The sequence below is a fragment of the Rubrivivax sp. JA1026 genome (genome assembly GCF_011065555.1).
GTDB classification, from domain to species: domain Bacteria; phylum Pseudomonadota; class Gammaproteobacteria; order Burkholderiales; family Burkholderiaceae_C; genus Rubrivivax; species Rubrivivax benzoatilyticus.
Window position 1 is genome coordinate 395,470 of record NZ_JAALCQ010000002.1, and the last position, 16,002, is coordinate 411,471.

Genomic DNA, 16,002 nt, shown 5'->3' on the forward strand with positions numbered 1-16,002 from the left:
TTCTTCAATTTCCTGCGACCAACAGGCCCATTTCGAAGAGAAACCGCGATGGCGCCTTGCGCCAGCCGTTGTACTTCTCTCCGTAGCTCATGGTCAGTGTTTCTTTGGTTCTTGTGATGGCTACAAAGCAGTTCCGGCGCTCCTCTTGCATCTCGCGACTGTCATCGCCAGCTTTTTTGCTCTGGAACGATGGAAGCTGGTCCTCGGACATGCCAACAAGGTAAACGTGCTGAAACTCAAGCCCCTTGGAGCTGTGGACGGTCAGGCAGCGCACTGAGTTGGCTGGTGCTTCAGGTGTCTTATTGGCCAGCGCAAGCTCTTGGAGAAACTGACCCAGCGAAAGCGAATAGGCGTCTTCCTCGCCTCCAACCTCGCGAATGATGCTCTGCCACACCGCCCGTTCCGACGGGTACTCGGCGTACTGCTCGTCACCGCTGTCTCGGCTTTCGCTCTCGACGGAATCGAAATAGGCCAGCGCCTCTTGGATGAATCTCGCGTAGTCGCCGCGAACCAAGGCGGAGACCGCTTGCTGTAGCGGTCGAGGGACCGCCACACTATCTGTGACGAGCGCTCCAAGTGCTTCCAGTTGGTCGCCATTGAGTTGAGCGGAGAAGCCGGCCAAGGCTTCCTCGCTCGAGTCTTGCTCTACGCAGTCCGACAGCGCCTTCGTGACTGTCGCCGCCAAGTCATCATCTGACCGCACCAACGCCAGCTTCAGAGCCGACCCGATGAATCGGAGAGGTGCGCTTTCGAACTGAGACTTCCGCCGCTGCACATGGCTTGGAACCGAGACCTCGCTCAGAGCCTTCTGAACACGCTCCAGCAGCTTGGTCGCACGGGCCAACACCACCACATCGGCAGGGCGAGCCCCGGCTGCAAGCCTAGCCTTAATGCGCTCGGCGATGCCTCGGGCCTCCTGTTGGTCATCTTCGAAGGCCAAAAGCTCGATGGGGTCTGCTCCCGAGTCAGCCTTCATGGAAAGCAGGGGCTTCTTGTCTGCAGAGCGTTCGCCGTTGTGGACGATGAGCGCGTTGGCCAAGGCCACCACCTCCGGCGGACATCTGTAGTTCTCGGGCAGTTGGATGGTTGTCAGGTCGTAGTGCTGCTCAAGCTCTCGCACCCTGGTTGGACTGGCTCCGTTCCACTGATAGATGACTTGGTCATCATCCCCCACGATGAAGACGTTGGCGGACTTCTCGGGCGCCAGGGCACGCAGTACGCGGTACTGGGCGACGTTGGTGTCCTGAAACTCGTCGACGCAGACGAAGCGATAAACCGTGCGCAGTTGCTTGCTGACGCGAGGCCGCTCCCGGAGCAACTCCTCGCAAAAGTACAGGATTGCTCCGTAGTCCAAGCAGTTCTGCTGCTTCAAAAGCTCCTTGTAGCGGGCGAACAGCACCTGGAGTTGTTGGCCTGCCTCATGGTCCTTGAGGAGAGTCGGAACTTTCGCATCGGGCGTCACGTTCCGAAGCAGGAAGTCCACCGCAGTCAAGGCTCGCTCGGCAGAGACGAACTTTGTGAGTTCGTCTGCCTTTTCTGCCAGCACTGACTTGATTAGGCCGACTCGCTCCGACTCCTCAAGAATCTCGAAATCCGGGCTTAGCCCAAAGTGACTCCCGTGCTGCCGAAGAATGTCGGTGGCGAACGAGTGAAACGTTGTTAGCAGCACTCGCTCTTTCGCGGCCGGCACCAGTTTCAGCAGCCGCTCGCGCATTTCAGCTGCAGCTTTCCTGGTGAAGGTCAGGCACAGAATCCGGAACGCTTCATCGCGACTCTGTTCAACCAGCCGCCCGACACGGGCAGTCAAGGTCGCGGTCTTGCCCGACCCTGGCCCCGCAAGAACCAGCAAGGGGCCCTCGTTCCACTGCGCAGCGGCCAGTTGATTGGGGTTGAGCGTTTCAAGGTATTTCACTGGTCGCCCTTCGAAAGTTGAACAGCGGCTCTTAGGCATTCAGCGATTTCTTTTGGGACAGAATTGCTTCCTGCCAAGACCATCGCCGCCACTACTGCGTGGGCCGCAGACGGCTTGCCGTTGTTGGGGAGACATTGGTAGAGCTGGCCGGGATATGCATCGTCCGTCTTGTCTACCGTGATGTAACGTGGCCTGTTCTGTGCGCTGGCATGCTCTTCGTAGATTTTCATGAAGCCACGCCTACACAAGAAAGGCTCAATGGGCTCGTTGTTTGGAAGAAGCGATACGTGGAAACTTTCGTCTCGACCAGCAAGTGCATCCCGTGCCTTCTTAATGTTCTTGAGTCCTGCCGGGTCACCGTCTGAGAACACGTGCCACTGGATGCCAAGCGCATCGGCAGCAGCAATAAAAATAGACAGGTCACTTTGTGCGTAGTCAACGATACGCACTGCTGCTTGCTCCAATTCAATACCGAGCGCTCGAGCAGCGCCACTTAGGATGATTACGTCTGTTTCTCCCTCCACCAGAAGCCACGTCCTGGAAAAGAATAGTTCTCCACGAGTCCTGCGGACGAAGTAATCAAACTTCTGCGACTGCCGCTCGTCCAGGAGTCCATGAGGTAGCGCGCCGACTTGTACTTTTCCGTCCTTCTTGTATAGCCGGCGAATCGAATATACATCCACCTCGGAAAGCAGGTCTCCCGAATGTGTTGCGACCAACTTCTGGCCGTCAATGTCGTCGATAGTCTTCCAAAGTGCCCTGACCGCATTCGGATGCAGGTGAGCCTCGGGCTCTTCCAGCGCGACGATAGGCTTCGACTCCTTGACGCCTTGCTTCCGGGCTAGCTCCGACTTCAGAAATGCGTCGAACAGCATCAGCACGGTCAAGCTCTGCGTGCCCTCGCCATGCCGCCCGATAGGCAGTCGCGCACCAGTGGACGACGCGATGCTGACCTGGGTTCGGTTCAGCATGTCGAACACCCGCGCCGGCACGGCATCCACACTGACGACGTCCTGCCCACCGAGTGCCACCAACTCTTGAACCTTGGCCAGATGCTCGCGTACCCCTTTGAAGGTGCCATGGGCCTCGATGATTTGGGCGTTGATGTCCTCGAGCTGCGTCTCGATGGCCACCTTGGTCGCGTCGTCGATTTGGGAGTTTTTGACAAAGGGAGACCAGAACTGTGAAGTCCGCGAGAACTCTTTGCCGGCGTCACGCAAGGCCGACAGGTAGAACAGCGGGCGCAACTGCTGCAAGCCCGTCAGTCGGCTGCGGTTCTTTGCGGGCAGAGGATTGCCAGCAGCGTCGAGAAACTCAAAGACTGTCTCGATTTCTTGGGTCACCGGCGAATACTGAGCCGTGACACGCAACTGGACACGGCTTCGGTCGTCGGGGGGCATCAGTGCAATCACACCACCGTCGCCGCCAAGCCGCTGCTCGACCTCATCCGACCACTCGCCAGGGTTCGCCTCTTCAAAGGTCAGTGTGATGACGATGGGCGGCGCGGTGGTGGGGTCCGCGGCCTTGCTGTCGAAGTGCAGGTCGAATTCTTCGAATGGTGAAGCTCGCCCGGCCGAGCGCAGGGTGTATAGGCAGGCTCGCAGCGCGTGCAGCACCGTGGTCTTGCCGCAGTTGTTCTCCCCGACCAAGACGGTCGTAGGGCCTAGCGCGAGCTCAAGTGCCTTGATGCCTCGGTAGTGTTCAATCCTCAGACTCGTCAACAGCATCAGGCAGCCCCCCTGGCCCGTAGCTTCTCCGCCACCGTCAGGTGATGGTCGTTGATGCGGTCACCGCCAAAAGTCTCGAACCACGGCGCGCTTTCCACGTCCTTGCCGCGGTCCTTATCCCAAGTGATGTTGAGCTTGGGCTTCTTGTTGTGGCGCAGCACCTCGGCTGTCATGAAGGGGCGGATGTTGAGCCGCACGCCGTCGTTGAGGTCAGGGTTCCAGCCGATGGGCTGCTCGGCCAGGGGCCTCCAGCGCACGAAGATGTCGTAGGGCGGCTCGCCTTCGAGGATGAGCTCCAGGCGGCGCTTCAGGTCCTGGGCGGCAGCCAGGCGAGTTTGTGCGCCATCGACACCCGAGCGCACGCCGGCCTCCTGCTGGCGAATCCAGTCGCCCAGGTAGGTGTGGATGAGGCGCTCCAATTTCTTGTGGTCGAGCTGGTGGTAGTTCACCAGCGCGGCGAAGCCGTCCTTCAGACCATCCCACACATGCCAGATGAAGGGGCGGTGGTGGAAGAGCTTGTTGTGCTGCTCGAAGAACTTGTCACGGAGCCAAACGTCTAGACCCTTGCCCGCGCAATCGGCGTCAGAAAGCAGCTTGTCTAGAACGGTGGGCTTCCAGCTGCCAGGCTCAATGGTCTCCCATGCGTCGATTAGCAAGTTGAGCAGACGTTTGTGGGCTGGGTCCTCTTGCCGTACCGAGGGCAGGCAGACGATGCCGTCGTCATCGGTATGCTTTTCCAGCTTCTCACAACGGGCAATCCACGCGCGGGCCTCGTCGGCCAGTTCCATCGTCCTATCTGATTCGGCAGGCCAGCGGTAGCCAGCAAGGCGGCCAACAGCGACTTGCAGCGGGTCGGTGGCCGGCATCGGGTGGCCGTGGAATAGCCATTGGGTTGGGTCACTGGAGAATGGCGCTATGCAGAAGTTCGGCAGTTCTTCACTGGCCCGCTTACGCCAGTCCGTCAGGTCAATCGGCGCCTTCTCGAAGTAGCGAACGTCGACACTGAGCTTCTGATTAACCAACCGGACTGCGTCATAGAGTTCACCGGAGCGCGCGAAGCTCCACAGTACCGGCAAGTCCTCCGGCTTTTTTGGTATCGCGACGCAGATGACGTTCTCATAGAGCTCGCCCGTATAAAGCGTCGCTGTGCAGCTACGTGTGTAGGTAATGGCAATGCCGTTACGGCCCCACGCATCTCGTCCAGCAATGGTGGCGCCGAGGCCGCCTGTCAGCTTGGATAACGCCCCCTCCCCATCCTCCCAGAGCAAACAGTACTCTCGGCCGCCGTAGGGGACCTGCGAATCGACGGTGCCCTGCTGAAGCGCCCAGGCCTTGTTTTTCGTGTCAATCTCCCAAAACGTCCGCCGAAAACGAAGCGAGTCGCCAGTGGTTGTGCCGCCACGCACGTAGCAAATCTCGCCGAGGCGCTTGACACCCTGCTGGTCGTCGAGGCTGACGGTAGCGTCCGGATTCCCCAGCTGCGCCTTCTGGCTTACCGCTACCAACTCGCCCACGCGGAGCAGAGTCGCCTTCTCCTGGGCCACCTTCGGCGTGCTGGCATCCACGCCGCGCAGTTGAAAGCCGTCCAACGGCTTGGAGTGAGTCTGGGTAAGAAGGACCGCCTGTACCACCTCGCCGCTGATGGTCTCGAAGGCGCCAGGACCTAGCCGCGCCAACAAGTTCCACTGAATCGACTTGAGCAGCGACTCGCGTTGCCTCTTGTAGCTGGTGAGGAACAGCCAGTTCTGCGGCATGACTATCTGCACTACACCGGCTGCCTGGTCGCGGCTGAGTTCCAGGCAGCGTTCCAGGAAAACATTGGCGAGGTCATTTTTGGCCTCGGGATAGTGTGCTTCGCAGTAGTCCCTGAGCACGTCATGCTGCTTACCCCGCGCAAGGTAGGGCACGTTTGTCGCCACAAGGTGATAACGCCCATCCAGAAGTCGGGCTGCATCCAGCAGGCCCTTGGCTGTTAGCGCCAAGTCCCAGCTGTCGTCCTGCAGTTCGCTGGCCTGCCCCCACAGCGTGGCCGGGCGTTCGGTGGCCAGCGCCTGCCCCAACAGGTCGCGCAACGTATCGAAGCTGGACGTGGCCAGGTCATTCTTCAGGCTGCGCGTCGGGTCCAGCAGGCTGCCCAGCAACGGCGCTTGCGCAAAGCTCGCGTGCAGCAGGCGCAGTTCCTGCCGCAGGTAGGCAGCATTGGCCGCGTCGTCCGGCACGAGAGCCATCCAGTCCTCAGGCTTGGCCGCCACCTTCAAGCCGCAGCAGGCCACCTGCGGCGCCGGCATGTCCGCGCGCACGCCCAGCGGGTCACCGTTCTCGTCCGGGAAGCGCCAGGCCGCCAGGGCCAGCGCGAAGACGGCAATTTCCACGCAGCGAGCGTCCAACTCTAGGCCGTGCAGGTTGTCGGCCAGCACGGCATCCACCGCGTCTATCGCGCTCAGGCCTTCGGCCGCCATGCGCATGGGCACCAGCAGCAGGAAAGCCGCCACCAGAAAGTGTCCCGAGCCGCAGCAGGGGTCCAGCAGCTTGAACTGGTCGAGCTTGTTGGGCCAGCCTTCGAATTTGCCTGCCGCCGGCGTGCCGTCTTCCAGCGTGCGCAGGTGGGTCAGTGGCACGGGGCAGGTCTTACTCGGGTGCCGCGTCACCCACCAGGCCCCCAGCGAGTTGTGGAGCAGGAAGTCCACCATGTACGGCTCGGTAAAGAGCTGCGTCACGGCGGGCAACTCGTCGGCGCCAATCTTCACCTCCGAGGCGTTGACCTCGTCCTTGCGCTTGGCCTGCCAGAACTGGTAGACCCAGCCCAGGCTGTCGCTGGCCTTGAACACCTCGGACGGCAGCACGGCCAGCAGGCGCTCCAGCTCGCGCTGATGCTCGGGCGCGAAGGCCAGCTCGAACACGGGGCTCTGTGGCTTGAATACCTGGGGCAGCATCCGCGCCGCCAGCTTGCCAGCCAGCTCCCACTGCGTCTTGGAGGCAAGCTTCTCGCCCTCCAGCATGGCCTGTTCGTGGTCGACCAGGTTCTGACAATCCTCCAGCGACACCGGGGCGCCCAGCTCCCACATCAGCAGCCCGTTTTCGGCCAGGAAGCGCGCGAAGAGCATGCGGTGCCAGTGCTCGTAAGCGACTTCCCACACCAGGTGCTGCAGGCCCTGGGTGTCGTCCTTGGCCTTCACATCGCCCAGCGCGCGGCCATGGGCGCGAAGGCGCCGGCGCAGGGCCTTGAGTTCGTCGCTCAGGTAGTCCGGGGCCTTCGCTTCGCTGACGGCCAGCTGCCGCAGGGCGGCCAGCGCAGCCTTCTCGGCCACGTCGCGGGCGGATTTGACGGTGTATTCGAGCTGGCTGCGCAGGGGCTTGGCCAGAGGCTGGTTGCTGACGGTCGGCATGGGGTGTTCTTTGTTTTCCCTGATTCGGGTACGTCGGGTAACGGCAGTTGGTACCCGGCTTCCCAATTAGTCGGTCTAGGCTGTTACAGCGCGACAGGCCCCTTCTGAAGCTTGGCGCTCAGCAGGGCTTCCACCTCCGCCAGCCAAGCCTTGAGCTCGGTCTCGTCGTTCAGCGTGCGTTTGGGCAGCGAGACGTGGACGACATTGGGCTTGAGCAGCTGTACCGCGGCATGCCGCGCCGCCTCGAAGCGGCTGGGCAAAGCCTGGGTCTTGGCGACCCAGTGGTCCAGGTCGCAGGCGTCCAGCGCGTCCTGCAATTGCTCCGGCGTACCGGCCGCTGCGGCGGGAGGCGCCGTCAGGTGGTGCTTGGCCGTCAGGTCGTCGCGCTGCGCATCGCTGAGCTTCTTCCAGTCGGCGTCCTGCTGCAGCAGGGTCTGCTGCTGGGCGAATTCCTCTTGGAAGGCCTCCAGCTTGGCCTTTAGAGCCTGGCGCAGCAGGTCAACCGCCTCGTCTAGCAGCGGGCGCACGGGGTCGGGGTCGGCAAGCAGGCTGCGCTGGGCTTCGATGGCGTCGGCTTCGGCCTTCAGCTTGGTGTAGGGGCTAAGCGCCTTGGCGTGCCGCAGCAGGTCCTTCAGCTTGGTCCAGGCAGGCAGCCGCTTGGCAATCTCGGCTGCGGTCTTGGTCCAGGCCTGCGACAGCGCCAGCACCTCGTCGTGCCGGTTGAACACCTCCAACAACTGGGCGTTGCCGCTGTGGGCCTCGATGGCCTCGATGACCGTGAGCTTCGGAAAGTCAGGGGACGGTGCCGGTCCACCCGCCTTGGAGGCCTGCTCACGCAGTTTCGCCAGCAGGGTTGGCATGCGGTTCAGCTCCTCCTTGGGCTGGCACGGCATGCCCACCGCATCGAACAGCTTGCGAATCTTGATGAGCTGAATCGGCGTGATGTTGATGCTCTCCCGCCGGAAGCTGGTCTGGGTGAGCTTGGCGCGGTCCAGGCTCTTGCCATCGACGGGCTTGGAGGCTGCGTCGGTGGCGTTGACATGGCCGGACGCCAGCAACGCGTAAAGCGCACCGTCGATGGCGTCACGGGGCCAGCCATAAGGCGGCGCCTCGAAGTTCTCTCGAATCTCCGACCCCTTCTTGCCGGGGCCGATGAAGCCCAGCAGCTTCTGGCAGACCGGATGCTTGTCGGCTTCCTGGGTGTGGCCGACGGCCTTCAAGGCCTCCAGGTTGCCCTTGCGGGCTTCGTCCAGCACCTTGCCCCACTGTTCGTGGTCGGCGGCATCGAACTGGCTGTACAGGCGGATGGCCGAAGACTTGGCTGCGCGGTTGATGCGGTCGGCCAGGTCATTGCCGTCGGTGGCCTCCTGCCCGCCGGCCTGGAACACGCGCACACCAGCCATCAGCTTGTCCACCAGCTCGGCCAGCTCCTTCTCGGCGTTGCGCTGGCGGCTCTCCATCGAGCGCTGGGCGTCGCGGCCTTCTTCAGTGGACGGGTTGCCCTTCTTCTGCAGCGTGGTGCGGGCGGCCTCCAGAGCCACGATGGCATTCGTCAGCTCGGTCTTGTGCTGGGCGGGCAGGAAAGCGAAGAGCGTCGGGTTGTCGCTGCTTTTGGCCTTGGACTCGGCGATGACCGACTTCTCTTCGGTCTGCCACCCATCCTGAATCCACAGGTACAGGCTCTTGTCGTTGTCCTTGGGCAGGGTGTCGTCGTAGGTGGGGCGGAGCGTGCGCACCTCGTTGCCCTTGCCTTGCGTGACTCGGACCTTCTTCAGGACCTCGGCGAAGCGCGTCTTCAGCAGGTCCGCACGCTTTTGCTCCACGCGCTGCGGGGCCGCCTTCATCTCGGCCTCCTGGGCTCGGAATTCGTCGTACCAGGCGCCGGACTCTCGGGTCTGCAGCCGGTACTCGGTGCCATTTCCGCCGGCCAGAGCCATGACCAGTCGGTCTTTGTTCTGCAGCTCTTCCAGCAGCGCCGGCAGCGACTTGCGCAACTCGGACGAGCCGGCGGACAGGTCGGTGACCAGCAGGTCGGCCAGCGCCTCCTCGGTGGCCTTCAGGCCCAGGTCCATCGCCGCCTCAGCAGGCAGCTTGTTGATGAGATAGATGAGCTTCAGCAGCTTGGCCTTGAGCTGGGCATTCGCGTCCCCAGCCGCAAAGCGCTGCACGTTCTCGAACACCTCCTTGGGCAGTTGAGCCGTCGAGACCAGGCTCGCGGCAATTTGGTCGTAGAGGAAGTCGCCGGAGACCACGTGCCCCAGCGGCGCTTCAGCGGTGGCCAGAACGGCTTCATGGACCACGCGCAACTGGCTGCGAAGCTGCGAGACGGTGCCGGTGGTGTCGATGGTCCGGAGAACGCGTTCCCAGAAGCGGCGCCGAACCGGCAGCAGCGGGTAGTCGGACGTCATGACGTTCTCGTCGTCGGTGACGTGCTCGAGCTTGGTGCCGCGCAGGTGGCGGGAGATTTCGCCGAGGTTGTTGCGCCAGACCTTCTCGACCTCAGGCTGCACCGAGGGCTTCTTCGCCAGGATGATTTGGCGTGTGACGTTTTCGACGTCCCAGTCGCCCAGCATCACCTGCACCGGGAAGCGCCCCATCAGACGCTGCAGGTTGGGCATGCCGGATAGCGCCGACTGGCCCGTGCCCACGAACAGCAGCTTGCCGTTGAAGTGCTTGCTCAGCGTCTCGGTGACTTCCTGCACCTGGAATGCCTTCTCGGCATCGGCACCGATGTACTGCTGCACCTCGTCGAGCACCACCAGGGTCAGCGGGAACTTGCCGTCTTGGGCGAGAGCTGCCTCGATGGCCGTCGTCATCTGCTCGCTGGTGACGTCGGTCACCTGGGGGAACTGCTCTTTGAGCAGCTTGCGAGCGTCGGCCTCGGTGTGCGCCAGGTCCGGGCGAGCCTTTAGCAGTGCCTTGGCCAGGTGGCCCGAGACGTACATGTGCGGCAGCTCTTGCGCCAGCGAGCGACCAGCCGCCTTGAGCTCTGCCTCGACTTGGTCCAGGGTGCCTTCGCGCTTCATCCACAGGACGAGCTGCGCCTGGTTGTACTGCTCGGGCAGGCCCTTGGACTTGAACACGATACCCAGCAGCGCGAGCCGGACCTTGTCGCCGGCACCGGCACCCAGCTTGCCTGCCGCCGCGTGCAGCCCACCGTGGCGCTTGCCCTGGGTGGAGAGCTCCTTCAGGTGCTCGAACACGCCTGTGGGCAGCTTGGCGATGCTGCGGGCCGCGGCGCCATCGGCGAACTGGTAGTCCGTCCACAGCGTGCGCAGCATCTTGGCCAGGTGGGACTTGCCGCTGCCGTAGAAGCCGGAAATCCAAACACCCGGCTGCTCGGTCTTGGAGTCCAGGTTCAGGAGGAACTTGTCGAGGATGGTCTCCAGACCCTTCTCGTACTGGCCGTCGCAGACGAAGGTCTCGAGTTCGTAGCGGAGGATGGCCTGCGCAGCCTCGGAGTGGTCTTCGGAGACCTCGGCCACGCCGTTGTTGACGAGGCGGTTTTCCTTCGGGGTCTTGTTGTATATGTCCCTGTTCAGCATGGTGGTCCTTGCTTTGGTTATTGGAAACGTCGTGTCGGGTCAGTCCTGGGCCAGCAGCGGCACGGCCAGGTAGTTCCAGCCGTCTCGAGCATCGAGCAGGCGGTAGGTGTGGTTCTCTGGGTGGTGCTCGCCGGGGAAGAACACCAGCAGGCGCCCTTCGACGGCTTCCTTGATGCCTTCGACGACCGACGAGACTCGGGCCAGCCCGAACAGCGTTCCGACACCCAGCAGCGCGACCACGGTATCGGGTCCGGCTTCAGCCGCGATGCGGGCCCTGAGCTTGGCGTTGAGGTCGGCGACGAACTCGGTCAGTTCGCCTGTTTGGTAGCCCGCCAGGTCTTCCGGGCACTCGAAGTAGGCATCGCGGTACTCCTGGCCGGCCATCCATTCGGGAAAGGCGTGGGTCACGTCCAGCAGCAGCCAGCGCTTGCCGGCCTGCTGGGTGACCAGCGCGAACTCCTCGACGTTCGCGCGTAGCCGCAGTTCGTCTGTTTTGTCGTAGACCGCGAAGATGACGCGCTGGATGGCTGCTAGCCCCGCCTGCCAGGGAACGGTGAGGTGCCGGCGATAGGCTGAAACCAGCTTGGCGACCTTAGACGACATGCGAGACCTCCTGGCGGATTCGTTCTTCTTCGGGCGTGAGATAGCCGGGGAAGCGCACTTCCTTGACGCCACCGGCGTTCATGAAGACGAGCAAGCCCCGATGTGACGCCGAGTTTGCAAGTGCCTCTAGTTCATCGGGTGAGCCATTGATCAAGTTCGTCCACTCAGACGAAAACAAGCGCTGGCCCGTACGGCCTTCCAGGTAGCCGAGCAACAGAAGCAGCGCGACGGCTTCTGGGCGTGCCTGCACCTGGCTCCTCGTCTTGCGGGAGTGCCCTTGAAGGAAACCGGCCGAAGTCCAGGTGCCGGCGACGTTCTGCGCGAAGGACTTCAACGACGTGGCCCTGAAGCGATCGGGACAGGCGCTTGCCAAGAAGCTTTCAACGGCCTCCCGCGGCACAGGACTTCCGACCCCTCGCTCGAGGATGAAGGGCACGGTGACTCGCAGCAGAGGATCGCGCGCCAAGGCGACCGCGAGGGCAAGCAATGGCTGCGCTGCCTCGTCTAGAGGCCAAAGTCGCCGCAACGCGCGAAAGATGGGGTTGGTGGGGTCCAGTCCGTACAAGGTGACGAGGTGCCGCAACGCGAGTTGCCGAGCCCTGCGCGTTGGCTTCCCCAGCGCGTTCTCCTCGACGACCGCCCGCGCGTAGTCGGCCCGGGTGGCGTCACGCGCGGTGTGCGCCAGCAGCTGGCGGAGGTCTGCCAGCATCATGGTGCGCGCTGCGTGGGGGCCGTTCAGCCCGAAGCGGAAGCCGAGTGCTTGCAACCCGTCATGCTTGGGTGATGTCACGATGGGTTCTTCCGCGTCTGCAAGTGGCGAAGCGCATCCTCGGGCACGCCGGGCAGCGGATACCCGTGATCCCGGCAGTAGGCGACGACCATGACCTCGAACATGTTGGCGAGGCTCCGCATCTCGCGCTCGGCCGCAGTCTGGACGGCCGCCTTGATGCGCGGCTCCACGCGCACGCTGAAGACTTCGGACTTGTTGATAGCCATCGCACTCCTGTAAGTAGAACGCTAGCGGAATGCGAGCTTAGCCCGCCCGCGCGCTCTCAGGCTTGCGAAGCGCAAACGTTTGACGGGTGAACGCGGCGGGGCATTGGACGGTCGTGAGGCCGTCAGCGGAGATGAGCCGCAGTCGCCTACGCGGTGCCACTCAGTCCGGCAAGTGCTCTACCAAGTCGGCAACCGAACAGCCGAAGTACGTGCACAGGCGATCCAGGACGTCCGTGCCTGTGCTGTAACCCCGTTGGTTGAGGATCTTGGAGAGCGTCGAACGGTTGATCCCGGTCGCGTCCGAGACCTCTTGCAGCGTGATGCGCCGCGAGTCGCGGAACTGCTTTTTTTCTAGCTGCTCACCCAGCTTGAACCGGATCACCGAGTCACCTCAACTCGCCGAACGTGGAGAAAAATCCACAAACGTGCTTGACAGTCGCCAAGCGTCGATTAATATTCTCACCAAGCGTCGCGCAGTGGCGATGTTTGTGGAGTTTACTCGACGGGAGAGTGGCATGAGCACGACCTATCTCACGACAGACGAACTGTCGGCCAAGATCAAGTACGACGTCCGCACGATCCGCGAACGGCTTAAGGACAGCGTCCTGCTGGAGGGCACGCACTACGTTCGTCCCTTCGGCGGCCGCAAGATCCTCTTCGTCTGGGAGGCGATCGAGCGCGACATGCGCCTGGCCTCGGCCGACAGCCCGATCGGACTCCCCATGGCCAACGGCACGGTGCTCCATGGCTAAGGTCAGCGTGCGCAAGGAGACGGGCAAGCTCGTCATCGACTTCACCTACCGAGGTGTGCGCTGTCGAGAGCAGACGGCGCTCGGCGACACTCCGGCGAACCGCAAGCGCGTCGAGGCGGTGCTGAAGCGCATGCGCGACGCCATCGCGGCGGGGGCGTTCGTCTACGGCGAGTTCTTCCCTGGTAGTGCACTGGCATCGCGGTTCGCATCCGCGCCAGTGGTGCACGGCGGTACCGACACAGGCGCGTCGATACCCCAGCTCGCGTCGCCCGCTGCTGCAGTTCCGAAGCCGGCGTCGCCGATCTTTCGAGACTTCGTCACCACCTGGCTCGCCGAACACCAGATCGAATGGCGCCGCTCGCACCTCAAGGTGCTGAAGTCCACGCTTGACGCCCACCTGCTGCCTGCCTTCGGCGACAAGCCGGTCGGCGATATCAAGAAGGCGGACGTCCTGGCCTTCCGCGCCAAGCTCGCCGACAAGCCGGGCCGCACGGGCGACAAGCTCAGCAGCAAGCGCATCAACAACATCCTGGGCGTGCTGCGGCAGATCATGGCCGACGCGGCGGACCGCCACGGCTTCATCTCGCCGTCGGCCAACCTCCGCCCGCTGAAAGTCCGCAAGTCCGACGTGCAGCCGTTCTCGCTGGACCAAGTCCAGCAGATCCTGGCCGTCGTCCGTCCGGACTACCGGGACTACTTCACCGTGCGCTTCTTCACCGGCATGCGCACGGGCGAGGCCCACGGGCTGAAGTGGAAGTACGTCGACTTCGAGCGAAGGCTCATCCTCGTGCGCGAGACCTTCGTGCTGGGCGAGGATGAATACACGAAGACCGACAGCTCGCAGCGCGACATCCAGATGTCGCAGCCGGTCTACGAAGCGCTGAAGCGCCAGCACGCGGCCACTGGCAAGCTCAGCGAGTACGTCTTCTGCAACCGAGAAGGCCACCCGCTGGACAACAAGAACTTCAGCGACCGCGTCTGGTATCCGCTGCTGCGCCACCTGGAGCTGGCACCCAGGCGCCCGTACCAGATGCGGCACACGGCGGCCACGCTCTGGCTGGCCTCCGGCGAGTCTCCGCAGTGGATCGCCAACCAACTGGGCCACGCCAACAGCCAGATGCTGTTCACCGTCTACGGCCGCTTCGTGCCCAACATGACGCGCCGCGACGGCTCGGCGATCGACCGCCTGCTCGCCACGCGGTTCGCGTCCGGCTGCGCCGTCGCCGAAGCGGCCAACGAGGCCGGGCACCAGGCCCAGCCGCCGCCTGCGGACTTGCGCCGAGTGGCCTGACCCGCTCGCGCAACACCCCATGACGTGACCTGCCGCGTGGCCCGCTGAGGGACGCGCTGGCGGAGCACTGCCCGGAATCCTTCAACCGAGTTTCAGCGGATGCCTTGGCATGACGGCAGGGGCGAGCCACGCCCGCGGATGCGGCATCCGATGCAGAGGAGCCTCATGAACCTCCACGAAGACCCATCGCGACCGGCTCAGCTCATCGCCGAGATCCCGGGCCATGTCCTCGTCGTCCGTGTCGCGTTCGCCGGCCCGCTGCCGGCGTCGCGCGAGCAGCTGTCGCGCCGACTTGCGCGTCGGCTACGCCATCCCGCGCTCAGCTGGTGGATCGGCGACAACTGCCTCGTCGTCCTGAACCGGGACACCCAGATCACCGTCTCCGCCCGCACGGCGTTCATCGGCTGGCTGCTGGTGCAGCCGGAGGTGGTCTTCGTCGCCCGCGAGTTTCCCGTGACCCGGAGGCTGCATGACCGCCTTCACTGACCGCCGCGCCGCGTCAGGCGCACAGCCCATGGACAACGAGCCCACCGGCTTCGTGCTGCAGCTCGAAGCCCGACCGGAAATGCCGCAGAGGCACCTCGTCCAGTTCGAGCGCGACCTCGAGGACTACGTCGACTCGCGCGGCCTGTCACTGAGCGGCCACCGCATGCGGTACTGGATCAGCCGCCAGGACACGCCCGCGAGTGCGGCCGATCAGGTGGCGTTGCTCGACTGGTTGCAACACCACCCGGCGATCGCCATCGCGCGGGTCGGCCCCGCCCGCCCGCTTCGCGACGGCGAGGACGACTCGTGGGCCATGACGACCCCCGCAGCGGAGGAGGGCTTCGTGCAGCTGCACACCAGCGACCTCTCGTTGCTCGGCTTGGCGATGCTGTATCGCAGCGGACGCATCAGCCCCGAGCTGTACCTGCAGGTGCTCGGCGGCTACGTCCGCGCGGTGGTCCTGCATTGAGGAGCGGCACATGTCCAGCTCCCTGACCACCGACCGCGCTTCGGTCTACGTGCTGATGCGGCGCGACCGGCGCCGCTTCAAGCTCGGATGGGCTCGACGACCACTACAGCGCGCGCGCAGGCTTCCCGAGTTCCGGCGCGACGAGCTCGACCTCGAGCACTCGCGTGCCATCTGGCTGCCCAGCCGCCAGCGGGCCGAACAGGTCGAGCGCTCGATGCACAAGAGCCTCGCGCCTTACCGGGTTCCGGCTGGGCACTGCGGCGACGGAGCCGAGGAATGGTTCGTCGGCACCGCACAAGACACCGCTTTACGCATGCTGGCCCAGATGCCGCTGCAGCAGAGCAGCAACGCCACCGCGCGCTTGATGCCGTTGACCTTGCCGGCTCCGCCGCCCGACGCCGTGAGCATCGAGACCGGACCTCAAGACACCTGGTGGCGCATCGAGGACGTGCTGTCGAGGCTCGCACTGCGCTGGCCCGTTTCGGTGTGCGAGGAGCCGGCGGCGGTCGTCGTCCACGGTTTCCGGATCCGGGACCCCTGTGATCAAGACGACCTTCGCCGCGCGGCCCTGGACGCCGACACCTACCAGTGCTGGTGCGACGGGAGACCCCTGGCGTTCGTGCAAACGCTGAGCTGGGAGGGCGATGACCTGATCCTGCGCATGACGCCGGCCACCGTCATCGCCGGCTGGGAAGGCGGACACGAGCTTGCCTGGCAGGTCAGCGGCTTCCTCGCGCGACTCAGGCGCCGATCGCCGATCCGTCCGACCCACTGAACCCAGCTGCGACGCGAGACCCGGCCCGCGTCGCACACCGAGAACCACAAGCAAGAGAAG

Annotated in this window: 13 protein-coding genes; 5 read left to right on the top strand and 8 right to left on the bottom strand. The window is 63.8% G+C overall.

All coding sequences use genetic code 11. The features are described from left to right. Positions 1–4: 4 nt before the first annotated feature. The 8 genes from G5B56_RS05550 to G5B56_RS05585 all read right to left on the bottom strand — a co-directional run bounded on the left by G5B56_RS05550 (position 5) and on the right by G5B56_RS05585 (position 12,551). Positions 5–1,912, bottom strand: coding sequence for an ATP-dependent helicase (locus tag G5B56_RS05550; RefSeq protein ID WP_164962557.1), 1,908 nt, complete (start codon positions 1,910–1,912; stop codon positions 5–7). Continuing rightward, a complete protein-coding gene (locus tag G5B56_RS05555) occupies positions 1,909–3,639 on the bottom strand; it encodes an ATP-dependent endonuclease (protein WP_164962558.1) in 1,731 nt (576 codons plus the stop codon). The genes G5B56_RS05550 and G5B56_RS05555 overlap by 4 nt, the downstream gene beginning before the upstream one ends. Further along, entirely contained in the window at positions 3,639–7,025 is a 3,387-nt protein-coding gene (locus G5B56_RS05560) for an Eco57I restriction-modification methylase domain-containing protein (protein ID WP_164962559.1), read from the bottom strand. Before G5B56_RS05560 ends, G5B56_RS05555 begins: the two co-directional genes overlap by 1 nt. Before the next feature lie 83 nt (positions 7,026–7,108). After that, positions 7,109–10,570 carry a BREX system P-loop protein BrxC gene (brxC, locus tag G5B56_RS05565; protein WP_164962560.1) on the bottom strand — a complete coding sequence of 1,154 codons (3,462 nt, stop codon included), beginning with the start codon at positions 10,568–10,570 and terminating at the stop codon, positions 7,109–7,111. Positions 10,571–10,609: 39 nt separating this feature from the next. Then, entirely contained in the window at positions 10,610–11,173 is a 564-nt protein-coding gene (locus tag G5B56_RS05570) for a DUF1788 domain-containing protein (protein ID WP_164962561.1), read from the bottom strand. Next, on the bottom strand, positions 11,163–11,963 hold the full coding sequence (locus G5B56_RS05575) for a hypothetical protein (protein WP_240920666.1): 801 nt from the start codon (positions 11,961–11,963) through the stop codon (positions 11,163–11,165). The genes G5B56_RS05570 and G5B56_RS05575 overlap by 11 nt, the downstream gene beginning before the upstream one ends. Beyond that, on the bottom strand, positions 11,960–12,169 hold the full coding sequence (locus tag G5B56_RS05580; protein WP_009855596.1) for a hypothetical protein: 210 nt from the start codon (positions 12,167–12,169) through the stop codon (positions 11,960–11,962). The genes G5B56_RS05575 and G5B56_RS05580 overlap by 4 nt, the downstream gene beginning before the upstream one ends. A 160-nt stretch (positions 12,170–12,329) precedes the next feature. Beyond that, complete coding sequence (locus G5B56_RS05585) at positions 12,330–12,551, bottom strand: helix-turn-helix transcriptional regulator (RefSeq protein ID WP_164962562.1); 222 nt, start codon at positions 12,549–12,551, stop codon at positions 12,330–12,332. A 133-nt stretch (positions 12,552–12,684) separates the two neighbouring features. Here G5B56_RS05585 and G5B56_RS05590 point away from each other — a divergent pair, with 133 nt between their 5' ends. The 5 genes from G5B56_RS05590 to G5B56_RS05610 all read left to right on the top strand — a co-directional run bounded on the left by G5B56_RS05590 (position 12,685) and on the right by G5B56_RS05610 (position 15,942). After that, on the top strand, positions 12,685–12,921 hold the full coding sequence (locus tag G5B56_RS05590) for a hypothetical protein (RefSeq protein WP_009855598.1): 237 nt from the start codon (positions 12,685–12,687) through the stop codon (positions 12,919–12,921). Then, positions 12,914–14,212, top strand: a complete 1,299-nt coding sequence (locus G5B56_RS05595) for a site-specific integrase (RefSeq protein ID WP_164962563.1) — start codon at positions 12,914–12,916, stop codon at positions 14,210–14,212. Before G5B56_RS05590 ends, G5B56_RS05595 begins: the two co-directional genes overlap by 8 nt. 165 nt (positions 14,213–14,377) lie before the next feature. Continuing rightward, the gene (locus tag G5B56_RS05600; RefSeq protein ID WP_164962564.1) at positions 14,378–14,698 is read left to right on the top strand and encodes a hypothetical protein; all 321 of its coding nucleotides are present in this window, start codon (positions 14,378–14,380) and stop codon (positions 14,696–14,698) included. A gap of 28 nt (positions 14,699–14,726) precedes the next feature. Next, positions 14,727–15,167 carry a hypothetical protein gene (locus G5B56_RS05605; RefSeq protein ID WP_164962565.1) on the top strand — a complete coding sequence of 147 codons (441 nt, stop codon included), beginning with the start codon at positions 14,727–14,729 and terminating at the stop codon, positions 15,165–15,167. A 10-nt stretch (positions 15,168–15,177) separates the two neighbouring features. Further along, positions 15,178–15,942 (top strand): GIY-YIG nuclease family protein, encoded by a 765-nt coding sequence (locus G5B56_RS05610; RefSeq protein WP_164962566.1) that lies wholly within the window; start codon positions 15,178–15,180, stop codon positions 15,940–15,942. The last annotated feature ends 60 nt before the right edge of the window (positions 15,943–16,002 follow it).

Excerpts from the sequence above, each read along its gene's own strand:
- G5B56_RS05555 (WP_164962558.1), bottom strand. The coding sequence starts at position 3,639 with ATGCTGTTGACGAGTCTGAGGATTGAACACTACCGAGGCATCAAGGCA.
- G5B56_RS05560 (WP_164962559.1), bottom strand. The coding sequence starts at position 7,025 with ATGCCGACCGTCAGCAACCAGCCTCTGGCCAAGCCCCTGCGCAGCCAG.
- brxC (WP_164962560.1), bottom strand. The coding sequence starts at position 10,570 with ATGCTGAACAGGGACATATACAACAAGACCCCGAAGGAAAACCGCCTC.
- G5B56_RS05570 (WP_164962561.1), bottom strand. The coding sequence starts at position 11,173 with ATGTCGTCTAAGGTCGCCAAGCTGGTTTCAGCCTATCGCCGGCACCTC.
- G5B56_RS05580 (WP_009855596.1), bottom strand. The coding sequence starts at position 12,169 with ATGGCTATCAACAAGTCCGAAGTCTTCAGCGTGCGCGTGGAGCCGCGC.
- G5B56_RS05590 (WP_009855598.1), top strand. The coding sequence starts at position 12,685 with ATGAGCACGACCTATCTCACGACAGACGAACTGTCGGCCAAGATCAAG.
- G5B56_RS05595 (WP_164962563.1), top strand. The coding sequence starts at position 12,914 with ATGGCTAAGGTCAGCGTGCGCAAGGAGACGGGCAAGCTCGTCATCGAC.
- G5B56_RS05600 (WP_164962564.1), top strand. The coding sequence starts at position 14,378 with ATGAACCTCCACGAAGACCCATCGCGACCGGCTCAGCTCATCGCCGAG.
- G5B56_RS05605 (WP_164962565.1), top strand. The coding sequence starts at position 14,727 with ATGGACAACGAGCCCACCGGCTTCGTGCTGCAGCTCGAAGCCCGACCG.
- G5B56_RS05610 (WP_164962566.1), top strand. The coding sequence starts at position 15,178 with ATGTCCAGCTCCCTGACCACCGACCGCGCTTCGGTCTACGTGCTGATG.